The sequence below is a fragment of the Flavobacterium sp. LM4 genome (assembly GCF_002017935.1).
Taxonomy (GTDB): domain Bacteria; phylum Bacteroidota; class Bacteroidia; order Flavobacteriales; family Flavobacteriaceae; genus Flavobacterium; species Flavobacterium chungangense.
In genome coordinates this window covers 2,630,767-2,654,221 of sequence record NZ_MUFW01000001.1, presented here as the reverse complement: position 1 = coordinate 2,654,221, position 23,455 = coordinate 2,630,767, and the positions used below count along the sequence as shown (strand labels likewise).

Here is a 23,455-nt window from a genome sequence, read left to right as displayed (position 1 = left end):
TTACTACAAATACAGTAAGTCATTTCTTTATTAATTGCTTAGATATAAATATCCTGCTGATTCATGCTGCTTCGCATTACTATCTTTATATTTTAAAATATAAAAATAGGTTCCTACAGGTAATTTCTCTGATTGTTTAATTGTTGTTCTTCCTTCTGAAATTCCTTTGAAATTCCCGTTACTATTATCATAACGGTCTCTTGAAAATACCAGGACACCCCAACGATTATAAATCTCAATAGTGTTGTCAGGATAACATTCAATGCCTCTAATATTAAGTTCATCATTCAAATTATCATTATTAGGAGAAACAGCGTTAAATACTTTAATAACACAACCTTCTATATTTGATACTGTTGGATTATCATCAGCATTATTTTTATCATCTGATTTATCTTCAACAATAGCACCTAATGGACTTTGACCTGTTACAGAAGCCTGATTTGTTACACTTCCATTATTGATGTCACTTTGCGAAATAGAATATGTCGCTGTAAATGTATGCTCATCTGATTCACCAATTTGTAAACTAATTGGCTGTCCTGATAATACAATTCCTGGCAAATTATCTGTAACTTTTATTCCGGACAATGGAACATTTCCTGTATTTGTAATCTTAAAGTTATAGGTAATCGTTTCACCTGCATTTGCATATCCGCTATTATCCTCATCATTAAATGTTGCTGTTTTAATAATTGCAATCGACGGAGCTTCAACAAAAACTTTTAATACAGCAGTAGTACAATTATTTGAACCAGCTTTTTCGCAAATCTCATAGACTACTTCATAAGTACCTCCTGGAGTATTTGGCAATATATTTACCGTACCATCTGAATTAAATTCAAAATATGTAAAGGTTGTTTTCTGTTGAATATTAACATCAGAAGGATCTATTTTCAATCCATTTCTTAAATCATTATCCAGAACATTTATAAATTCTAATGAACCATTTATTCCATCCGGTGAAGCTTCATCATCATTTGCAATTAAAACAATACTCGTATCGCTAATGGTAGCCGTACCTATCGCAGTTGTATTGGCAGTCGATCCAGCTGTTATAGTACCTGTTAGGCTAAAAGTTTCAGGTGCTTCATTAATAGCATCAATTAGAATAGGGACACTTACCGTTACACTAGTACTTCCTGCCGGAATAGTTACCGTAGTGCTTATTAATGTATAATCAAGGGACCCAGCTGTACCGTTTGCAGTGATAACATTAATTACTGTATCTACTGAACTTACTCCGCTAAGACTAACTGTGAATACTGCTGGGCTGCCCTCACTTACCGTTAGATTTGAAATACTCAGTGTTGGAACCCCATTACTATCGGTAATAGTTCCTGTTCCACTTACTGTTATATTGCTTGTAGTGCCACTAGTTATCGTTCCTGTTAAAGTAAATGTCTCACTAGGCTCATGAATGGCATCGCTCAATATTGGAATACTTACCGTTGCACTTGTGCTACCTGCAGGAATAATTACTGTTGTATTCACAGATGTGTAATCAAGAGAACCAGCTGTACCGTTTGTAGTGACAACATTAATTACTGTATCTACTGAACTCGGCACATCCAAACTTACCGTAAATACTGCATTCGTACCTTCTACAGTCGTAGGAGTAGAGATACTTACTGTTGGGGTGGTCTCATCATCAGTGATCGTTACCGTTGCCTGCTGAACGCCGTTTTCTGTAGCTCCTGTAACATTCGTGATATCGATGATTACGGTTTCATTTCCTTCGTACAGGGCATCATCGGCCGGATCAATAGTGATCGTGCCGGTCAATTGACCTGCCGGGATGGTTATCGTAGTAGTGCTGGCTGCATAATCTCCTGCTGAAGCCGTTCCTGTAAAGCCTAAGCTTACTACCGTATCGGTAGTCGTAGCCGTGCTCAGCGTAGCGGTGATTGTAGCGGTGCCCGCTGCATTCTCTGCGATTGAAGCTGTTCCGCTAAGGGTTACCGTTGGGGTGGTCTCGTCATCGGTAATCGTTACCGTTGCCTGCTGAACGCCGTTTTCTGTAGCACCATTGCCTCCGGTTACTCCTGTGATGTCGACAATTACTGTTTCATTTCCTTCGTATAGGGCATCATCGGTCGGATCAATAGTGATCGTGCCGGTCAATTGACCTGCCGGGATGGTGATCGTAGTAGTGCTGGCTGCATAATCTCCTGCTGAAGCCGTTCCTGTAAAGCCTAAGCTTACTACCGTATCGGTAGTCGTAGCCGTGCTCAGCGTAGCGGTGATTGTAGCGGTGCCCGCTGCATTCTCTGCGATTGAAGCTGTTCCGCTAAGGGTTACCGTTGGGGTGGTCTCATCATCGGTGATCGTTACCGTTGCCTGCTGAACGCCGTTTTCTGTAGCACCATTGCCTCCGGTTACTCCTGTGATGTCGACAATTACTGTTTCGTTTCCTTCGTATAGGGCATCATCGGTCGGATCAATCGTGATCGTTCCGGTCAGTTGGCCTGCCGGGATGGTGATCGTAGTAGTGCTTGCTGCGTAATCTCCTGCTGAAGCTGTTCCTGTAAAGCCTAAACTTACCACTGTAGCGGTAGTCGTAGCCGTGCTCAGCGTAGCGGTGATTGTAGTCGTACCTGCTGCGTTTTCGGCTATTGAAGCTGTTCCGCTCAGTGTTACCGTTGGGGTGGTCTCATCATCGGTAATCGTTACCGTTGCCTGCTGAACGCCGTTTTCTGTAGCACCATTGCCTCCGGTTACTCCTGTGATGTCGACAATTACGGTTTCATTTCCTTCGTACAGGGCATCATCGGCCGGATCAATAGTGATCGTACCGGTCAATTGGCCTGCCGGGATGGTGATCGTAGTAGTGCTTGCTGCGTAATCTCCTGCTGAAGCTGTTCCTGTAAAGCCTAAGCTTACTACCGTATCGGTAGTCGTAGCCGTGCTCAGCGTAGCGGTGATTGTAGCGGTGCCCGCTGCATTCTCTGCGATTGAGGCTGTTCCGCTAAGTGTTACCGTTGGGGTGGTCTCGTCATCAGTGATCGTAACGATTGCCTGAGTTGTACTGCCCGCCGTAGCCCCTGTAACATTCGTGATATCGATGATTACGGTTTCATTTCCTTCGTACAGGGTATCATCGGCCGGATCAATAGTGATCGTACCGGTCAATTGGCCTGCCGGGATGGTGATCGTAGTAGTGCTTGCTGCGTAATCTCCTGCTGAAGCTGTTCCTGTAAAGCCTAAGCTTACTACCGTATCGGTAGTCGTAGCCGTGCTCAGCGTAGCGGTGATTGTAGCGGTGCCCGCTGCATTCTCTGCGATTGAAGCTGTTCCGCTAAGTGTTACCGTTGGGGTGGTCTCGTCATCAGTGATCGTAACGATTGCCTGAGTTGTACTGCCCGCCGTAGCCCCTGTAACATTCGTGATATCGATGATTACGGTTTCGTTTCCTTCGTATAGGGCATCATCGGTCGGATCAATGGTGATCGTGCCGGTCAACTGGCCTGCCGGGATGGTGATCGTAGTAGTGCTTGCTGCGTAATCTCCTGCTGAAGCTGTTCCTGTAAAGCCTAAGCTTACTACCGTATCGGTAGTCGTAGCCGTGCTCAGCGTAGCGGTGATTGTAGCGGTGCCCGCTGCATTCTCTGCGATTGAAACTGTTCCGCTAAGGGTTACCGTTGGGGTGGTCTCGTCATCAGTGATCGTAACGATTGCCTGAGTTGTACTGCCCGCCGTAGCCCCTGTAACATTCGTGATATCGATGATTACGGTTTCGTTTCCTTCGTATAGGGCGTCATCGGTCGGATCAATCGTGATCGTGCCGGTCAACTGGCCTGCCGGGATGGTGATCGTAGTAGTGCTTGCTGCGTAATCTCCTGCTGAAGCTGTTCCTGTAAAGCCTAAACTTACCACTGTAGCGGTAGTCGTAGCCGTGCTCAGCGTAGCGGTGATTGTAGCGGTTCCTGCTGCGTTCTCTGCGATTGAAGCTGTTCCGCTAAGGGTTACCGTTGGGGTGGTCTCGTCATCGGTAATCGTAACGATTGCCTGAGTTGTACTGCCTGCCGTAGCTCCTGTAACATTCGTGATATCGATGATTACGGTTTCATTTCCTTCGTACAGCGCATCATCGGTCGGATCAATCGTGATCGTTCCGGTCAACTGGCCTGCCGGGATGGTGATCGTAGTAGTGCTTGCTGCGTAATCTCCTGCTGAAGCTGTTCCTGTAAAGCCTAAACTTACCACTGTAGCGGTAGTCGTAGCCGTGCTCAGTGTAGCGGTGATTGTAGCGGTACCTGCTGCGTTCTCTGCGATTGAAGCTGTTCCGCTAAGTGTTACCGTTGGGGTGGTCTCGTCATCGGTGATCGTTACCGTTGCCTGAGTTGTACTGCCCGGCGTAGCTCCTGTAACATTCGTGATATCGATGATTACGGTTTCATTTCCTTCGTACAGGGTATCATCGGCCGGATCAATAGTGATCGTTCCGGTCAACTGGCCTGCAGGAATCGTAATGGTAGTAGTGCTTGCTGCGTAATCTCCTGCTGAAGCTGTTCCTGTAAAGCCTAAGCTTACTACCGTATCGGTAGTCGTAGCCGTGCTCAGCGTAGCGGTGATTGTAGCGGTTCCTGATGCATTCTCGGCTATTGAGGCTGTTCCGGTCAGTGTTACTGTTGGGGTGGTCTCGTCATCGGTAATCGTAATGATTGCCTGAGTCGTACTGCCTGCCGTAGCTCCTGTAACATTCGTGATATCGATGATTACGGTTTCATTTCCTTCGTACAGCGCATCATCGGTCGGATCAATAGTGATCGTGCCGGTCAACTGGCCTGCAGGGATGGTGATTGTTGTAGTGCTGGCTGCGTAATCTCCTGCTGAAGCTGTTCCTGTAAAACCTAAACTTACTACCGTATCGATAGTCGTAGCCGTGCTCAGCGTAGCGGTGATTGTAGCGGTTCCTGCTGCGTTCTCTGCGATTGAAGCTGTTCCGCTAAGTGTTACCGTTGGGGTGGTCTCGTCATCGGTGATCGTTACCGTTGCCTGCTGAACGCCGTTTTCTGTAGCACCATTGCCTCCGGTTACTCCTGTGATGTCGACAATTACTGTTTCGTTTCCTTCGTATAGGGCATCATCGGTCGGATCAATCGTGATCGTACCGGTCAATTGGCCTGCAGGGATGGTGATGGTAGTAGTGCTTGCTGTATAATCTCCTGCCGAAGCTGTTCCTGTAAAACCTAAACTTACTACCGTATCGATAGTCGTAGCCGTGCTCAGCGTAGCGGTGATTGTAGCGGTACCTGATGCATTCTCTGCGATTGAGGCTGTTCCGCTCAGTGTTACTGTTGGGGTGGTCTCGTCATCGGTAATCGTAACGATTGCCTGAGTTGTACTGCCTGCCGTAGCTCCTGTAACATTCGTGATATCGATGATTACGGTTTCATTTCCTTCGTACAGCGCATCATCGGTCGGATCAATCGTGATCGTTCCGGTCAACTGGCCTGCCGGGATGGTGATCGTAGTAGTGCTTGCTGCGTAATCTCCTGCTGAAGCTGTTCCTGTAAAGCCTAAACTTACCACTGTAGCGGTAGTCGTAGCCGTGCTCAGCGTAGCGGTGATTGTAGCGGTTCCTGCTGCGTTCTCTGCGATTGAAGCTGTTCCGCTAAGTGTTACCGTTGGGGTGGTCTCGTCATCAGTGATCGTTACAGTTTCTTGCTGAACGCCGTTTTCTGTAGCACCATTGCCGCCTGTAACATTCGTGATATCGATGACTACTGTTTCATTTCCTTCGTACAGCACGTCATCGGTCGGATCAATCGTGATCGTGCCGGTCAATTGGCCTGCCGGAATCGTAATGGTAGTATTGCTGGCTGCGTAATCTCCTGCTGAAGCTGTTCCTGTAAAGCCTAAGCTTACTACCGTATCGGTAGTCGTAGCCGTGCTCAGTGTAGCGGTGATTGTAGCGGTACCTGCTGCGTTCTCTGCGATTGAAGCTGTTCCGCTAAGTGTTACCGTTGGGGTGGTCTCGTCATCGGTGATCGTTACCGTTGCCTGCTGAACGCCGTTTTCTGTAACGCCATTGCCGCCTGTAACATTCGTGATATCGATGACTACTGTTTCGTTTCCTTCGTACAGCGCATCATCGGCCGGATCAATAGTGATCGTACCGGTCAGCTGACCTGCAGGGATGGTGATTGTTGTATTGCTTGCTGTATAATCTCCTGCCGAAGCTGTTCCTGTAAAGCCTAAGCTTACTACCGTATCGGTAGTCGTAGCCGTGCTCAGCGTAGCGGTGATTGTAGCGGTTCCTGATGCGTTCTCGGCTATTGAAGCTGTTCCGCTAAGTGTTACCGTTGGGGTGGTCTCGTCATCGGTAATCGTAACGATTGCCTGAGTTGTACTGCCCGCCGTAGCCCCTGTAACATTCGTGATATCGATGATTACGGTTTCGTTTCCTTCGTACAGGGTATCATCGGTCGGATCAATGGTGATCGTGCCGGTCAACTGGCCTGCCGGGATGGTGATCGTAGTAGTGCTTGCTGCGTAATCTCCTGCTGAAGCTGTTCCTGTAAAGCCTAAACTTACCACTGTAGCGGTAGTCGTAGCCGTGCTCAGCGTAGCGGTGATTGTAGCGGTTCCTGCTGCGTTTTCGGCTATTGAAGCTGTTCCGCTCAGTGTTACCGTTGGGGTGGTCTCATCATCGGTAATCGTTACCGTTGCCTGCTGAACGCCGTTTTCTGTAGCACCATTGCCTCCGGTTACTCCTGTGATGTCGACAATTACTGTTTCATTTCCTTCGTACAGGGTATCATCGGTCGGATCAATAGAGATCGTGCCGGTCAATTGGCCTGCAGGAATCGTAATGGTAGTATTGCTGGCTGCGTAGTCTCCTGCCGAAGCTGTTCCTGTAAAGCCTAAGCTTACTACCGTATCGGTAGTCGTAGCCGTGCTCAGCGTAGCGGTGATTGTAGCGGTACCTGCTGCGTTCTCTGCGATTGAAGCTGTTCCGCTCAGTGTTACCGTTGGGGTGGTCTCGTCATCAGTGATCGTTACAGTTTCTTGCTGAACGCCGTTTTCTGTAGCGCCATTGCCTCCGGTTACTCCTGTGATGTCGACAATTACTGTTTCGTTTCCTTCGTAAAGGGTATCATCGGTCGGATCAATGGTGATCGTACCGGTCAGCTGACCTGCAGGGATGGTGATTGTTGTATTGCTTGCTGTATAATCTCCTGCCGAAGCTGTTCCTGTAAAGCCTAAGCTTACTACCGTATCGGTAGTCGTAGCCGTGCTCAGCGTAGCGGTGATTGTAGCGGTTCCTGATGCGTTCTCGGCTATTGAAGCTGTTCCGCTAAGTGTTACCGTTGGGGTGGTCTCGTCATCGGTAATCGTAACGATTGCCTGAGTTGTACTGCCCGCCGTAGCCCCTGTAACATTCGTGATATCGATGATTACGGTTTCGTTTCCTTCGTACAGGGTATCATCGGTCGGATCAATGGTGATCGTGCCGGTCAACTGGCCTGCCGGGATGGTGATCGTAGTAGTGCTTGCTGCGTAATCTCCTGCTGAAGCTGTTCCTGTAAAGCCTAAACTTACCACTGTAGCGGTAGTCGTAGCCGTGCTCAGCGTAGCGGTGATTGTAGCGGTTCCTGCTGCGTTTTCGGCTATTGAAGCTGTTCCGCTCAGTGTTACCGTTGGGGTGGTCTCATCATCGGTAATCGTTACCGTTGCCTGCTGAACGCCGTTTTCTGTAGCACCATTGCCTCCGGTTACTCCTGTGATGTCGACAATTACTGTTTCATTTCCTTCGTACAGGGTATCATCGGTCGGATCAATGGAGATCGTGCCGGTCAATTGGCCTGCAGGAATCGTAATGGTAGTATTGCTGGCTGCGTAGTCTCCTGCCGAAGCTGTTCCTGTAAAGCCTAAGCTTACTACCGTATCGGTAGTCGTAGCCGTGCTCAGCGTAGCGGTGATTGTAGCGGTACCTGCTGCGTTCTCTGCGATTGAAGCTGTTCCGCTCAGTGTTACCGTTGGGGTGGTCTCGTCATCAGTGATCGTTACAGTTTCTTGCTGAACGCCGTTTTCTGTAGCGCCATTGCCTCCGGTTACTCCTGTGATGTCGACAATTACTGTTTCGTTTCCTTCGTATAGGGCATCATCGGTCGGATCAATAGTGATCGTTCCGGTCAATTGGCCTGCCGGGATGGTAATCGTAGTATTGCTTGCTGCGTAATCTCCTGCTGAAGCTGTTCCTGTAAAGCCTAAGCTTACTACCGTATCGGTAGTCGTAGCCGTGCTCAGTGTAGCGGTGATTGTAGCGGTACCTGCTGCGTTCTCTGCGATTGAAGCTGTTCCGCTCAGTGTTACCGTTGGGGTGGTCTCGTCATCGGTAATCGTAACGATTGCCTGAGTTGTACTGCCCGCCGTAGCTCCTGTAACATTCGTGATATCGATGACTACTGTTTCATTTCCTTCGTACAGCACGTCATCGGTCGGATCAATCGTGATCGTACCGGTCAATTGGCCTGCCGGAATCGTAATGGTAGTATTGCTGGCTGCGTAATCTCCTGCTGAAGCTGTTCCTGTAAAGCCTAAGCTTACTACCGTATCGGTAGTCGTAGCCGTGCTCAGTGTAGCGGTGATTGTAGCGGTACCTGCTGCGTTCTCTGCGATTGAAGCTGTTCCGCTAAGTGTTACCGTTGGGGTGGTCTCGTCATCGGTGATCGTTACCGTTGCCTGCTGAACGCCGTTTTCTGTAACGCCATTGCCGCCTGTAACATTCGTGATATCGATGACTACTGTTTCGTTTCCTTCGTACAGCGCATCATCGGCCGGATCAATAGTGATCGTACCGGTCAATTGGCCTGCCGGGATGGTGATCGTAGTATTGCTTGCTGCGTAATCTCCTGCTGAAGCTGTTCCTGTAAAGCCTAAACTTACCACTGTAGCGGTAGTCGTAGCCGTGCTCAGCGTAGCGGTGATTGTAGCGGTTCCTGCTGCGTTCTCTGCGATTGAAGCTGTTCCGCTAAGTGTTACCGTTGGGGTGGTCTCGTCATCAGTGATCGTTACAGTTTCTTGCTGAACGCCGTTTTCTGTAGCACCATTGCCGCCTGTAACATTCGTGATATCGATGATTACTGTTTCGTTTCCTTCGTATAGGGCATCATCGGTCGGATCAATAGTGATCGTTCCGGTCAATTGGCCTGCCGGGATGGTGATCGTAGTATTGCTTGCTGCGTAATCTCCTGCTGAAGCTGTTCCTGTAAAGCCTAAACTTACCACTGTAGCGGTAGTCGTAGCCGTGCTCAGCGTAGCGGTGATTGTAGTCGTACCTGCTGCGTTTTCGGCTATTGAAGCTGTTCCGCTCAGTGTTACCGTTGGGGTGGTCTCGTCATCGGTAATCGTAATGATTGCCTGCTGAACGCCGTTTTCTGTAGCACCATTACCTCCGGTTACTCCTGTGATGTCGACAATTACTGTTTCGTTTCCTTCGTACAGCGCATCATCAGTTGGATCAATAGTGATCGTGCCGGTCAACTGGCCTGCCGGGATGGTGATGGTAGTAGTGCTTGCTGCGTAATCTCCTGCTGAAGCTGTTCCTGTAAAGCCTAAACTTACCACTGTATCGGTAGTCGTAGCCGTGCTCAGCGTAGCGGTGATTGTAGCGGTTCCTGATGCGTTCTCGGCTATTGAAGCTGTTCCGCTAAGTGTTACCGTTGGGGTGGTCTCGTCATCGGTAATCGTAATGATTGCCTGCTGAACGCCGTTTTCTGTAGCACCATTACCTCCGGTTACTCCTGTGATGTCGACAATTACTGTTTCGTTTCCTTCGTACAGCGCATCATCAGTTGGATCAATAGTGATCGTGCCGGTCAACTGGCCTGCCGGGATGGTGATGGTAGTAGTGCTTGCTGCGTAATCTCCTGCTGAAGCTGTTCCTGTAAAGCCTAAACTTACCACTGTATCGGTAGTCGTAGCCGTGCTCAGCGTAGCGGTGATTGTAGCGGTTCCTGATGCGTTCTCGGCTATTGAAGCTGTTCCGCTAAGTGTTACCGTTGGGGTGGTCTCGTCATCGGTAATCGTAACGATTGCCTGAGTTGTACTGCCCGCCGTAGCTCCTGTAACATTCGTGATATCGATGATTACGGTTTCATTTCCTTCGTACAGCGCATCATCAGTTGGATCAATCGTGATCGTACCGGTCAACTGGCCTGCCGGGATGGTGATCGTAGTAGTGCTTGCTGCGTAATCTCCTGCTGAAGCTGTTCCTGTAAAGCCTAAACTTACCACTGTAGCGGTAGTCGTAGCCGTGCTCAGCGTAGCGGTGATTGTAGCGGTGCCCGCTGCGTTCTCTGCGATTGAAGCTGTTCCGCTAAGGGTTACCGTTGGGGTGGTCTCGTCATCGGTAATCGTAACGATTGCCTGAGTTGTACTGCCTGCCGTAGCTCCTGTAACATTCGTGATATCGATGATTACGGTTTCATTTCCTTCGTACAGCGCATCATCGGTCGGATCAATCGTGATCGTTCCGGTCAACTGGCCTGCCGGGATGGTGATCGTAGTAGTGCTTGCTGCGTAATCTCCTGCTGAAGCTGTTCCTGTAAAGCCTAAACTTACCACTGTAGCGGTAGTCGTAGCCGTGCTCAGTGTAGCGGTGATTGTAGCGGTACCTGCTGCGTTCTCTGCGATTGAAGCTGTTCCGCTAAGTGTTACCGTTGGGGTGGTCTCGTCATCGGTGATCGTTACCGTTGCCTGCTGAACGCCGTTTTCTGTAACGCCATTGCCGCCTGTAACATTCGTGATATCGATGACTACTGTTTCGTTTCCTTCGTACAGCGCATCATCGGCCGGATCAATCGTGATCGTACCGGTCAATTGGCCTGCCGGGATGGTGATCGTAGTATTGCTTGCTGCGTAATCTCCTGCTGAAGCTGTTCCTGTAAAGCCTAAACTTACCACTGTAGCGGTAGTCGTAGCCGTGCTCAGCGTAGCGGTGATTGTAGCGGTTCCTGCTGCGTTCTCTGCGATTGAAGCTGTTCCGCTAAGTGTTACCGTTGGGGTGGTCTCGTCATCAGTGATCGTTACAGTTTCTTGCTGAACGCCGTTTTCTGTAGCACCATTACCTCCGGTTACTCCTGTGATGTCGACAATTACTGTTTCGTTTCCTTCGTACAGCGCATCATCAGTTGGATCAATAGTGATCGTGCCGGTCAACTGGCCTGCCGGGATGGTGATGGTAGTAGTGCTTGCTGCGTAATCTCCTGCTGAAGCTGTTCCTGTAAAGCCTAAACTTACCACTGTATCGGTAGTCGTAGCCGTGCTCAGCGTAGCGGTGATTGTAGCGGTTCCTGATGCGTTCTCTGCGATTGAAGCTGTTCCGCTAAGTGTTACCGTTGGGGTGGTCTCGTCATCGGTAATCGTAACGATTGCCTGAGTTGTACTGCCTGCCGTAGCTCCTGTAACATTCGTGATATCGATGATTACGGTTTCATTTCCTTCGTACAGCGCATCATCGGTCGGATCAATCGTGATCGTTCCGGTCAACTGGCCTGCCGGGATGGTGATCGTAGTAGTGCTTGCTGCGTAATCTCCTGCTGAAGCTGTTCCTGTAAAGCCTAAACTTACCACTGTAGCGGTAGTCGTAGCCGTGCTCAGCGTAGCGGTGATTGTAGCGGTTCCTGCTGCGTTCTCTGCGATTGAAGCTGTTCCGCTAAGTGTTACCGTTGGGGTGGTCTCGTCATCGGTGATCGTTACCGTTGCCTGCTGAACGCCGTTTTCTGTAACGCCATTGCCGCCTGTAACATTCGTGATATCGATGACTACTGTTTCGTTTCCTTCGTACAGCGCATCATCAGCCGGATCAATCGTGATCGTACCGGTCAATTGGCCTGCCGGGATGGTGATCGTAGTATTGCTTGCTGCGTAATCTCCTGCTGAAGCTGTTCCTGTAAAGCCTAAACTTACCACTGTAGCGGTAGTCGTAGCCGTGCTCAGCGTAGCGGTGATTGTAGCGGTTCCTGCTGCGTTCTCTGCGATTGAAGCTGTTCCGCTAAGTGTTACCGTTGGGGTGGTCTCGTCATCAGTGATCGTTACAGTTTCTTGCTGAACGCCGTTTTCTGTAGCACCATTGCCGCCTGTAACATTCGTGATATCGATGATTACTGTTTCGTTTCCTTCGTATAGGGCATCATCGGTCGGATCAATAGTGATCGTTCCGGTCAATTGGCCTGCCGGGATGGTGATCGTAGTATTGCTTGCTGCGTAATCTCCTGCTGAAGCTGTTCCTGTAAAGCCTAAACTTACCACTGTAGCGGTAGTCGTAGCCGTGCTCAGCGTAGCGGTGATTGTAGTCGTACCTGCTGCGTTTTCGGCTATTGAAGCTGTTCCGCTCAGTGTTACCGTTGGGGTGGTCTCGTCATCAGTGATCGTTACAGTTTCTTGCTGAACGCCGTTTTCTGTAGCGCCATTGCCTCCGGTTACTCCTGTGATGTCGACAATTACTGTTTCGTTTCCTTCGTATAGGGCATCATCGGTCGGATCAATAGTGATCGTTCCGGTCAATTGGCCTGCCGGGATGGTAATCGTAGTATTGCTTGCTGCGTAATCTCCTGCTGAAGCTGTTCCTGTAAAGCCTAAGCTTACTACCGTATCGGTAGTCGTAGCCGTGCTCAGTGTAGCGGTGATTGTAGCGGTACCTGCTGCGTTCTCTGCGATTGAAGCTGTTCCGCTAAGTGTTACCGTTGGGGTGGTCTCGTCATCGGTAATCGTAACGATTGCCTGAGTTGTACTGCCCGCCGTAGCTCCTGTAACATTCGTGATATCGATGACTACTGTTTCATTTCCTTCGTACAGCACGTCATCGGTCGGATCAATCGTGATCGTACCGGTCAATTGGCCTGCCGGAATCGTAATGGTAGTATTGCTGGCTGCGTAATCTCCTGCTGAAGCTGTTCCTGTAAAGCCTAAGCTTACTACCGTATCGGTAGTCGTAGCCGTGCTCAGTGTAGCGGTGATTGTAGCGGTACCTGCTGCGTTCTCTGCGATTGAAGCTGTTCCGCTAAGTGTTACCGTTGGGGTGGTCTCGTCATCGGTGATCGTTACCGTTGCCTGCTGAACGCCGTTTTCTGTAACGCCATTGCCGCCTGTAACATTCGTGATATCGATGACTACGGTTTCGTTTCCTTCGTACAGCGCATCATCGGTCGGATCAATCGTGATCGTGCCGGTCAATTGGCCTGCCGGGATGGTGATCGTAGTAGTGCTTGCTGCGTAGTCTCCTGCTGAAGCCGTTCCTGTAAAGCCTAAGCTTACCACTGTAGCGGTAGTCGTAGCCGTGCTCAGTGTAGCGGTGATCGTAGCGGTGCCCGCTGCATTCTCGGCTATTGAAGCTGTTCCGCTAAGTGTTACCGTTGGGGTGGTCTCGTCATCAGTGATCGTAACGATTGCCTGAGTTGTACTGCCCGCCGTAGCCCCTGTAACATTCGTGATATCGATGATTACGGTTTCGTTTCCTTCGTACAGGGTATCATCGGCCGGATCAATAGTGATCGTGCCGGTCAATTGGCCTGCCGGGATGGTGATCGTAGTAGTGCTTGCTGCGTAGTCTCCTGCTGAAGCCGTTCCTGTAAAGCCTAAGCTTACCACTGTAGCGGTAGTCGTAGCCGTGCTCAGTGTAGCGGTGATCGTAGCGGTGCCCGCTGCATTCTCGGCTATTGAAGCTGTTCCGCTAAGTGTTACCGTTGGGGTGGTCTCGTCATCAGTGATCGTAACGATTGCCTGAGTTGTACTGCCCGCCGTAGCCCCTGTAACATTCGTGATATCGATGATTACGGTTTCATTTCCTTCGTACAGGGTATCATCGGCCGGATCAATAGTGATCGTACCGGTCAATTGGCCTGCCGGGATGGTAATCGTAGTATTGCTTGCTGTATAATCTCCTGCCGAAGCTGTTCCTGTAAAGCCTAAGCTTACTACCGTATCGGTAGTCGTAGCCGTGCTCAGTGTAGCGGTGATTGTAGCGGTACCTGCTGCGTTCTCTGCGATTGAAGCTGTTCCGCTAAGTGTTACCGTTGGGGTGGTCTCGTCATCGGTGATCGTTACCGTTGCCTGCTGAACGCCGTTTTCTGTAACGCCATTGCCGCCTGTAACATTCGTGATATCGATGACTACTGTTTCGTTTCCTTCGTACGGCGCATCATCGGCCGGATCAATCGTGATCGTGCCGGTCAATTGGCCTGCCGGGATGGTGATCGTAGTATTGCTTGCTGCGTAATCTCCTGCTGAAGCTGTTCCTGTAAAGCCTAAACTTACCACTGTAGCGGTAGTCGTAGCCGTGCTCAGCGTAGCGGTGATTGTAGTCGTACCTGCTGCGTTTTCGGCTATTGAAGCTGTTCCGCTAAGGGTTACCGTTGGGGTGGTCTCGTCATCGGTAATCGTTACCGTTGCCTGCTGAACGCCGTTTTCTGTAGCACCATTGCCTCCGGTTACTCCTGTGATGTCGACAATTACTGTTTCATTTCCTTCGTACAGGGCATCATCGGCCGGATCAATAGTGATCGTGCCGGTCAATTGACCTGCCGGGATGGTGATCGTAGTAGTGCTTGCTGCGTAATCTCCTGCTGAAGCTGTTCCTGTAAAGCCTAAACTTACCACTGTAGCGGTAGTCGTAGCCGTGCTCAGCGTAGCGGTGATTGTAGTCGTACCTGCTGCGTTTTCGGCTATTGAAGCTGTTCCGCTAAGTGTTACCGTTGGGGTGGTCTCATCATCGGTAATCGTTACCGTTGCCTGCTGAACGCCGTTTTCTGTAGCACCATTGCCTCCGGTTACTCCTGTGATGTCGACAATTACTGTTTCATTTCCTTCGTACAGGGCATCATCGGCCGGATCAATAGTGATCGTGCCGGTCAATTGACCTGCCGGGATGGTGATCGTAGTATTGCTGGCTGCATAATCTCCTGCTGAAGCTGTTCCTGTAAAGCCTAAACTTACCACTGTAGCGGTAGTCGTAGCCGTGCTCAGCGTAGCGGTGATTGTAGTCGTACCTGCTGCGTTTTCAGCTATTGAAGCTGTTCCGCTCAGTGTTACCGTTGGGGTGGTCTCGTCATCAGTGATCGTTACAGTTTCTTGCTGAACGCCGTTTTCTGTAGCACCATTACCTCCGGTTACTCCTGTGATGTCGACAATTACTGTTTCGTTTCCTTCGTACAGCGCATCATCAGTTGGATCAATAGTGATCGTGCCGGTCAATTGGCCTGCCGGGATGGTGATCGTAGTAGTGCTTGCTGCGTAATCTCCTGCTGAAGCTGTTCCTGTAAAGCCTAAACTTACCACTGTAGCGGTAGTCGTAGCCGTGCTCAGCGTAGCGGTGATTGTAGCGGTTCCTGCTGCGTTCTCTGCGATTGAAGCTGTTCCGCTAAGTATTACCGTTGGGGTGGTCTCGTCATCAGTGATCGTTACAGTTTCTTGCTGAACGACGTTTTCTGTAGCACCATTGCCGCCTGTAACATTCGTGATATCGATGATTACGGTTTCGTTTCCTTCGTAAAGGGTATCATCGGTCGGATCAATGGTGATCGTACCGGTCAGCTGACCTGCAGGGATGGTGATTGTTGTATTGCTTGCTGTATAATCTCCTGCCGAAGCTGTTCCTGTAAAGCCTAAGCTTACTACCGTATCGGTAGTCGTAGCCGTGCTCAGCGTAGCGGTGATTGTAGCGGTTCCTGATGCGTTCTCGGCTATTGAAGCTGTTCCGCTAAGGGTTACCGTTGGGGTGGTCTCGTCATCGGTAATCGTAACGATTGCCTGAGTTGTACTGCCCGCCGTAGCCCCTGTAACATTCGTGATATCGATGATTACGGTTTCGTTTCCTTCGTACAGGGTATCATCGGTCGGATCAATGGTGATCGTGCCGGTCAACTGGCCTGCCGGGATGGTGATCGTAGTAGTGCTTGCTGCGTAATCTCCTGCTGAAGCTGTTCCTGTAAAGCCTAAACTTACCACTGTAGCGGTAGTCGTAGCCGTGCTCAGCGTAGCGGTGATTGTAGTCGTACCTGCTGCGTTTTCGGCTATTGAAGCTGTTCCGCTCAGTGTTACCGTTGGGGTGGTCTCATCATCGGTAATCGTTACCGTTGCCTGCTGAACGCCGTTTTCTGTAGCACCATTGCCTCCGGTTACTCCTGTGATGTCGACAATTACTGTTTCATTTCCTTCGTACAGGGCATCATCGGCCGGATCAATAGTGATCGTGCCGGTCAATTGACCTGCCGGGATGGTGATCGTAGTAGTGCTTGCTGCGTAATCTCCTGCTGAAGCTGTTCCTGTAAAGCCTAAACTTACCACTGTAGCGGTAGTCGTAGCCGTGCTCAGCGTAGCGGTGATTGTAGCGGTGCCCGCTGCGTTCTCTGCGATTGAAGCTGTTCCGCTAAGGGTTACCGTTGGGGTGGTCTCGTCATCGGTAATCGTAACGATTGCCTGAGTTGTACTGCCTGCCGTAGCTCCTGTAACATTCGTGATATCGATGATTACGGTTTCATTTCCTTCGTACAGCGCATCATCGGTCGGATCAATCGTGATCGTTCCGGTCAACTGGCCTGCCGGGATGGTGATCGTAGTAGTGCTTGCTGCGTAATCTCCTGCTGAAGCTGTTCCTGTAAAGCCTAAGCTTACCACTGTAGCGGTAGTCGTAGCCGTGCTCAGTGTAGCGGTGATCGTAGCGGTGCCCGCTGCATTCTCGGCTATTGAAGCTGTTCCGCTAAGTGTTACTGTTGGAATACCATTGCTATCAGTAATTGTTCCTGTTCCATTAGCAGTCGAATTGGTTGTGTTTCCACTAGTAACAGTAGCTGCAATAGCGAAAGTCTCATTTGGCTCACTGATTGCATCAACTGTTGTTGGAACATTTACTGTCACATTTGTACTTCCAGCTGGAATTGTCACAGTTGTATTGACAGTAGTATAATCTAATGCACCTGCAGTACCATTTGATGTCGTTATTGTGATTTCAACATCGTTACAAGTAGTAGTACTCAAATCGATATTAAACACAGCATTAGTCCCTTCTGGTGCAGTAGCATTTGAAATACTAAAAGAAGGAAATTGGCTTACTGTTATCGAAGCTGCCACTGAATTCAAAGCGGTGCATGCACCACTTTGAACTATTGCTCTATAAGAGGTAGTAGCCGTTAAGTTATTTGCCGTTAATGTATTGGTAGTATTCGCGATTGTTGTTACAGTAGCAAAATTATCTAATGATGATTCCCACATAATTACATTACCTGTATGTCCAGATAATGTAAGTACTGTATTGTTAGTTACTGTACAAACAGTCGTGCTTCCTGCAATACTTCCGCCAATAGAATTCGGATTAACAGTAAAAGTAACATCTGAAGTGGTAGCCCCGCATGATCCGTTGGCTGCAACCGTATAACGAACCGTTACCGGAGTATCGGCTGCCACGTCTGCAGGGGTGTAAGTTGTGCCGGAAATGCTTCCGCCTCCTGAAACTACCGACCAGCTTCCGCCTGCCGGAGTTGCGGATAAGGCTTTGGTGGTACTCTCACAAATTGCTGTTGTTGTGGTAGTATTATTGGCTGCTCCTGCAAATACATTCACCGTAAAAGTAACATCTGAAGTGGTAGCCCCGCATGATCCGTTGGCTGCAACCGTATAACGAACCGTTACCGGAGTATCGGCTGCCACATCTGCCGGGGTGTAAGTTGTGCCGGAAATGCTTCCGCCTCCTGAAACTACCGACCAGCTTCCTCCTGCTGGTGTTGCGGATAAGGCTTTGGTGGTATTCTCACAAATTGCTGTTGTTGTAGTGGTATTATTGGCTGTGCCTGTAAATACATTCACCGTAAAAGTAACATCTGAAGTGGTAGCCCCGCATGATCCGTTGGCTGCAACCGTATAACGAACCGTTACCGGAGTATCGGCTGCCACATCTGCCGGGGTGTAAGTTGTGCCGGAAATGCTTCCGCCTCCTGAAACTACCGACCAGCTTCCGCCTGCCGGAGTTGCGGATAAGGATTTGGTCGTATTCTCGCAAATTGCTGTTGCTGTAGTGGTATTATTGGCTGTGCCTGCAAATACATTCACCGTAAAAGTAACATCTGAAGTGGTAGCCCCGCATGATCCGTTGGCTGCAACCGTATAACGAACCGTTACCGGAGTATCAGCTGCAACGTCTGCCGGGGTGTAAGTTGTGCCGGAAATGGTTCCGCCTCCTGAAACTACCGACCAGCTTCCTCCTGCTGGTGTTGCGGATAAGGCTTTGTTGGTATTCTCACAAATTGCTGTTGTTGTAGTGGTATTATTGGCTGTGCCTGTAAATACATTCACCGTAAAAGTAACATCTGAAGTGGTAGCCCCGCATGATCCGTTGGCTGCAACCGTATAACGAACCGTTACCGGAGTATCGGCTGCCACGTCTGCAGGGGTGTAAGTTGTGCCGGAAATGCTTCCGCCTCCTGAAACTACCGACCAGCTTCCTCCTGCTGGTGTTGCGGACAAGGCTTTGGTGGTATTCTCACAAATTGCTGTTGTTGTAGTGGTATTATTGGCTGTGCCTGCAAATGCATTGACAGTGAATGTTACATCTGAAGTGGTAGCCCCGCATGATCCGTTGGCTGCAACCGTATAACGAACCGTTACCGGAGTATCGGCTGCCACATCTGCCGGGGTGTAAGTTGTGCCGGAAATGCTTCCGCCTCCTGAAACTACCGACCAGCTTCCTCCTGCCGGGGTTGCAGACAAGGCTTTGGTCGTGTTTTCACAAATTGCTGTTGTTGAAGTGGTATTGCTGGCTGTGCCTGCAAATGCATTGACAGTGAATGTTACATCTGAAGTGGTAGCCCCGCATGATCCGTTGGCTGCAACCGTATAACGAACCGTTACCGGAGTATCGGCTGCCACATCTGCCGGGGTGTAAGTTGTGCCGGAAATGCTTCCGCCGCCTGAAACTACCGACCAGCTTCCTCCTGCCGGAGTTGCGGATAAGGCTTTGGTGGTACTCTCACAAATTGCTGTTGTTGTGGTAGTATTATTGGCTGCTCCTGCAAATACATTCACCGTAAAAGTAACATCTGAAGTGGTAGCCCCGCATGATCCATTGGCGGCAACTGTATAACGAACCGTTACCGGAGTATCAGCTGCAACGTCTGCCGGGGTATAAGTTGTGCCGGAGATGCTTCCGCCGCCTGAAACTACCGACCAGCTTCCTCCTGCTGGTGTTGCGGATAAGGCTTTGGTCGTATTCTCGCAAATTGCTGTTGTTGTAGTGGTATTATTGGCTGTGCCTGCAAATACATTCACCGTAAAAGTAACATCTGAAGTGGTAGCCCCGCATGATCCGTTGGCGGCAACTGTATAACGAAGCGTTACTGAGGTATTGGCTGCGACGTCTGCCGGGGTGTAAGTTGTGCCGGAGATGCTTCCGCCTCCTGAAACTACCGACCAGCTTCCTCCTGCCGGAGTTGCTGATAAGGCTTTGGTGGTATTCTCACAAATTGCTGTTGTTGTGGTAGTATTATTGGCTGTTCCTGCAAATGCATTGACAGTGAATGTTACATCAGAACTTCTAGCGGCACATGATCCGCTGGCAGCAATCGTATAACGGATCGTAACAGAGGTATCTGCTGTCACGTTTGCCGGGGTATAAGTTGTACCTGAAATACTTCCGCCTCCTGAAAATACTGACCACGTTCCTCCAGCCGGTGTAGCGGATAAGGCTTTGGTGGTATTTTCGCAAATTGCAGTTGTTGTAGTGGTATTGTTAGGTGCTCCAGCAGTGCTGTTTACAACCACAGTCCTTGTAACGGATATTGCAAGACTGCATGTTCCATTGCTTACATTAGTTAAATTTAAAGTAGTATTAGGTGAAACTCCTAATGTCGTTACAGTTACAGTTCCTCCTGAACCTATTGTTGCTGTACCTGAAACTGCTCCAGTGTAAGTGACTACATTTCCTGCTGTACCTGTAATCGTGAAAACGGCATCGCTCCCTGAACAAATTGGAGTTGGCGAAGTTAAAGTTGGTGTGGTTAAAACACACAAATTAGCCACTCTGGAAGTAGGACCACAAGCTAAATTACTTTGTTTAACTAAATCTCTATATTTATAGCTATTCATTGCCGCAGTAGCCGCCGTAATAGTCAAAGTACCAGTTGTTGCTCCTGAATAAACACCTGCATTAGTAATGTTAGTCCAAGTAGTACCATTATTTGTACTCACTTGCCATTGATGCTCAGTTGTTCCGGAACCCGAGGTTGTAACAGTGGTTGTAAATGTTATATTTCCGCCTGCAAGTACAGATTGATCTGCAGGTGTTGCAGAATTTAAAACACTTGAAACACCACCCCCAACAGTTGCATTTGCATAATTTCCTGAATAAGTGGCCGCAACCGGTCCGGTTACAAGCCCTGTAGTGTTAACCGTTGGAGTCCCTACACCATAAACACCTCCATCATTACCATCTGCAGAAGCTAAATGATAATACTCGTTAGCATCTGAACAGCCGTCGTTATCTGAATCTAAATCAAATTTATTTGGAATAGTATCAAGATCAGTATCACACATTCCAGTTAAACTGGCATTATCAAAATTTATGGCATTATCCATTGACACAACATACGAATAAGTACCTGCAGGCAAACTCACTACGCCTTCAATAAAAGTCCAGCTAGTATTATTTGTAACTGAAATATTTCCAGTTGTAGCTCTTACGGTCCCACCGGTTCCGGTTCCATCTACAATTCTTATAGATCCTACACCTGTAGCCGGATTAGAGTCTCCAAACGCCCTGTTTCTTGAAGAGAAAAAACCACTAAAAGTTAATATTGTATTTCCTGTTCCTGTAATTGTAAAAGTTTGATAAAAATCATTTGCACCATTTGCTATATCCAAATATCGTTGATACGTATTAACATTTGCTAAGCCAGGATCTGCACTACTCTGTGGTCCAAATCCACTTGGATAAGTATAGGGTCCCGGTCCATCAACCCGAACTACATTTGCCTGATTACCAGTACCCAGAACCCATGGCGCAATATTTGCACCTACATTATTTCCATCAAGCGGTGTAGTAACATTTTCAAAACTCCCCGATAAAATTAAATTATTACACTCATCAGTATCCAAAATTCCATCATTATCATCATCCAAATCCTGGGAATTTACGATACCATCTCCGTCAAAATCATCCGAAGGACCTGTTTGGGCTTTTGCCGAAACAACAAAACATAATAGTATAGCAATTAGGGTTGTTTTTGAAATTAAAACTGATTTTAATTTTTCTGTCAAATTGATGTTTACTATTCTGTCGTTACAAAAAGACAATGCATTTTTTTTGTAAAAAATAAGAAACACATTAAAAAAAGTCAATTTAAAGTAATTAAGCACTTTGAAAGTAAAATTATACATAAGCGTTTAGATTTGGCAAGGGAATTAAAATCCAAAATAATTTTTTAGAAAAGGATAGCTTTTTGAAAAGAAGAACAAAGCACTACTCGCATACAAATTATATTTTGTGAAAGCGATTGAGGCTTAATTATACAAGCATCATAAAATTAAAATAGGTTCCAATAATAGTTTTTAGTTTAATAATCAGTAGTTTGAGTTAGACAAAACTAAATAAACCTTAAAATAATAACTATGTTAGTCGGTAATCTACTTGAATAAACGTCGAAATACATTTTTTAAAAATAACATGTAGTTTTTTATTTACACAAAAATGTTAATCGCCAATGTTTACAAGGTAATTATTGAAGCCGTGGAAATTTAATTTTAGATAAAATACATCCATTTACTTTGTAACTACAAAAAAAGACTCCTAAAGAATAAAAATGCCGAAGCTGTGAAAAATAGATAAAAAACGTACCCTTTTCTGAAGTTTTCATAATGTAGTGTTTTGAATAAACAGAGGATATTTTATTCGTTTACAGGGATAATTTCTTCTGCTTTTTCAATCTTTTCAATGCCTCTTTCGCCCATAATCTGCCCGGCATCGAGCATTCTGATTAAATGGATATAGCACGTTACGAGATCATAATCAAGCTCTTCTGTATGGGGAGACAATGAGATTTGGACAATTTCATAGAGAAAAAAAGTAAATTCTTCGGGAGTTTTCTCTTCAAATGCGCTTTGGAATACCAAAAAAGGATTCGCATATTCTTCTTTACTAAGTGAAGCCAGCTGCGTTATGGACTGATAATCGCCCGAACCTTTCACTTTCCATTTTGTGCTTTTCCTCTTTAAGCAATAACACACTTTGATAAAAGAGCATACAGCAGTATAGAAAACAAAAATTTCGCATGGATTGTCTTGTTTGTATATCTTGCTCCTGTGGCAATGCATGACCACATCACTCAACATCTGCTTGTAGTAATCGAGTTGGGCAAAGTCAAAAAAAGAGTAAAGAGCCTCAAGTGGATTTTCTGCTTCATAGGCTGCCCAAAAATTAGTTTCAAAGTACATTTTATTCTTTTTCATGGCGGGAAGATTTAAAATTTACAAGCGAAGTTCTACTCTTTCAAAAGGATAAACTATTCCGGATTTGGATATACTATCTGACAAAGGGATATTTTACAGATATTTTTTTATCTTTGAAATTCAGACTTTTTAATGCAGATGGCTTTATCTTTGAGCCTTCAGAAAACTAACACTCATTATGGAACAGAAAATTCATCAGGGAAGAAACGTAAAACGTTTTAGAGAAATGCTTAACATAAAGCAGGAAGCATTGGCTTATAATCTGGGTGAAGACTGGAACCAAAAGAAAATTTCTATGCTGGAGCAAAAAGATGTAATTGAAGACAACCTGTTGAAACAAATCTCTGCTGTATTGAAAATTCCTGTTGAAGCTTTTCAGAATTTTGATGAAGAGCAGGCGGTTAATATTATTGCCAATACTTTTGACAATGGGTCAATATTGAATGGCATCAATCATAATCCTACTTTTCATCCAATTGAAAAATTAGTTCAGTTGCACGAAGAAAAAATTGCGTTATACGAGCGTATGTTGAAAGAGAAAGATGAAATGATGGTGAGGCTTGAAAAATTGATTAATAAATAATTATTTGTCTGATCCCTAATTGCGTATCCTTCTTTCATTTTAAATCTTTTCACAAAAAAATATAAGATTTAACTTATTTTTAAACTATTTCTGAATTGACAGAAAAAGAGTCAGAGACTCTTGAGACGATTACAATTTATAACAACTAAAAAAGTTGGTGCAGTTTAGAGACGTTTGTGCAGCTTTTCATAAGGAAGTCTTTGGGGGAGCGGGGGGATTATAAAGCAAAAAAAGCTTATTCATAAAAAAACAAAAACCACTTCGTATGAAGTGGTTTCTTTGTTTTAACCGTTGCAAACGCTACGTTTTGTCTTTTAATTTAAGTAGGTACTCGATGCAATCGAGCACCAGATGGGGCGGGGGAATTTCTTTCAGAAAAATGTAGCCTCGCTATAAAACACAAAAAAACCTCGCGAAAAGCGAGGTTTCTTT

3 protein-coding genes are annotated in these 23,455 nt (G+C 47.3%); 1 reads left to right on the top strand and 2 read right to left on the bottom strand.

The window, feature by feature from the left end:
- Positions 1-30: 30 nt before the first annotated feature.
- On the bottom strand, positions 31-21,372 hold the full coding sequence (locus tag BXU10_RS24795) for an immunoglobulin-like domain-containing protein (RefSeq protein WP_123921983.1): 21,342 nt from the start codon (positions 21,370-21,372) through the stop codon (positions 31-33).
- Positions 21,373-21,879: 507 nt separating this feature from the next.
- Complete coding sequence (locus tag BXU10_RS11760) at positions 21,880-22,440, bottom strand: hypothetical protein (RefSeq protein ID WP_078227492.1); 561 nt, start codon at positions 22,438-22,440, stop codon at positions 21,880-21,882.
- A gap of 178 nt (positions 22,441-22,618) precedes the next feature.
- On the opposite strand from BXU10_RS11760, the gene BXU10_RS11755 reads away from it, so the two are divergent.
- The gene (locus BXU10_RS11755) at positions 22,619-23,023 is read left to right on the top strand and encodes a helix-turn-helix transcriptional regulator (protein WP_078227491.1); all 405 of its coding nucleotides are present in this window, start codon (positions 22,619-22,621) and stop codon (positions 23,021-23,023) included.
- The last annotated feature ends 432 nt before the right edge of the window (positions 23,024-23,455 follow it).

Coding starts and splice junctions, on each gene's coding strand:
- BXU10_RS24795 (WP_123921983.1), bottom strand. CDS start 21,372: ATGTATAATTTTACTTTCAAAGTGCTTAATTACTTTAAATTGACTTTT.
- BXU10_RS11760 (WP_078227492.1), bottom strand. CDS start 22,440: ATGAAAAAGAATAAAATGTACTTTGAAACTAATTTTTGGGCAGCCTAT.
- BXU10_RS11755 (WP_078227491.1), top strand. CDS start 22,619: ATGGAACAGAAAATTCATCAGGGAAGAAACGTAAAACGTTTTAGAGAA.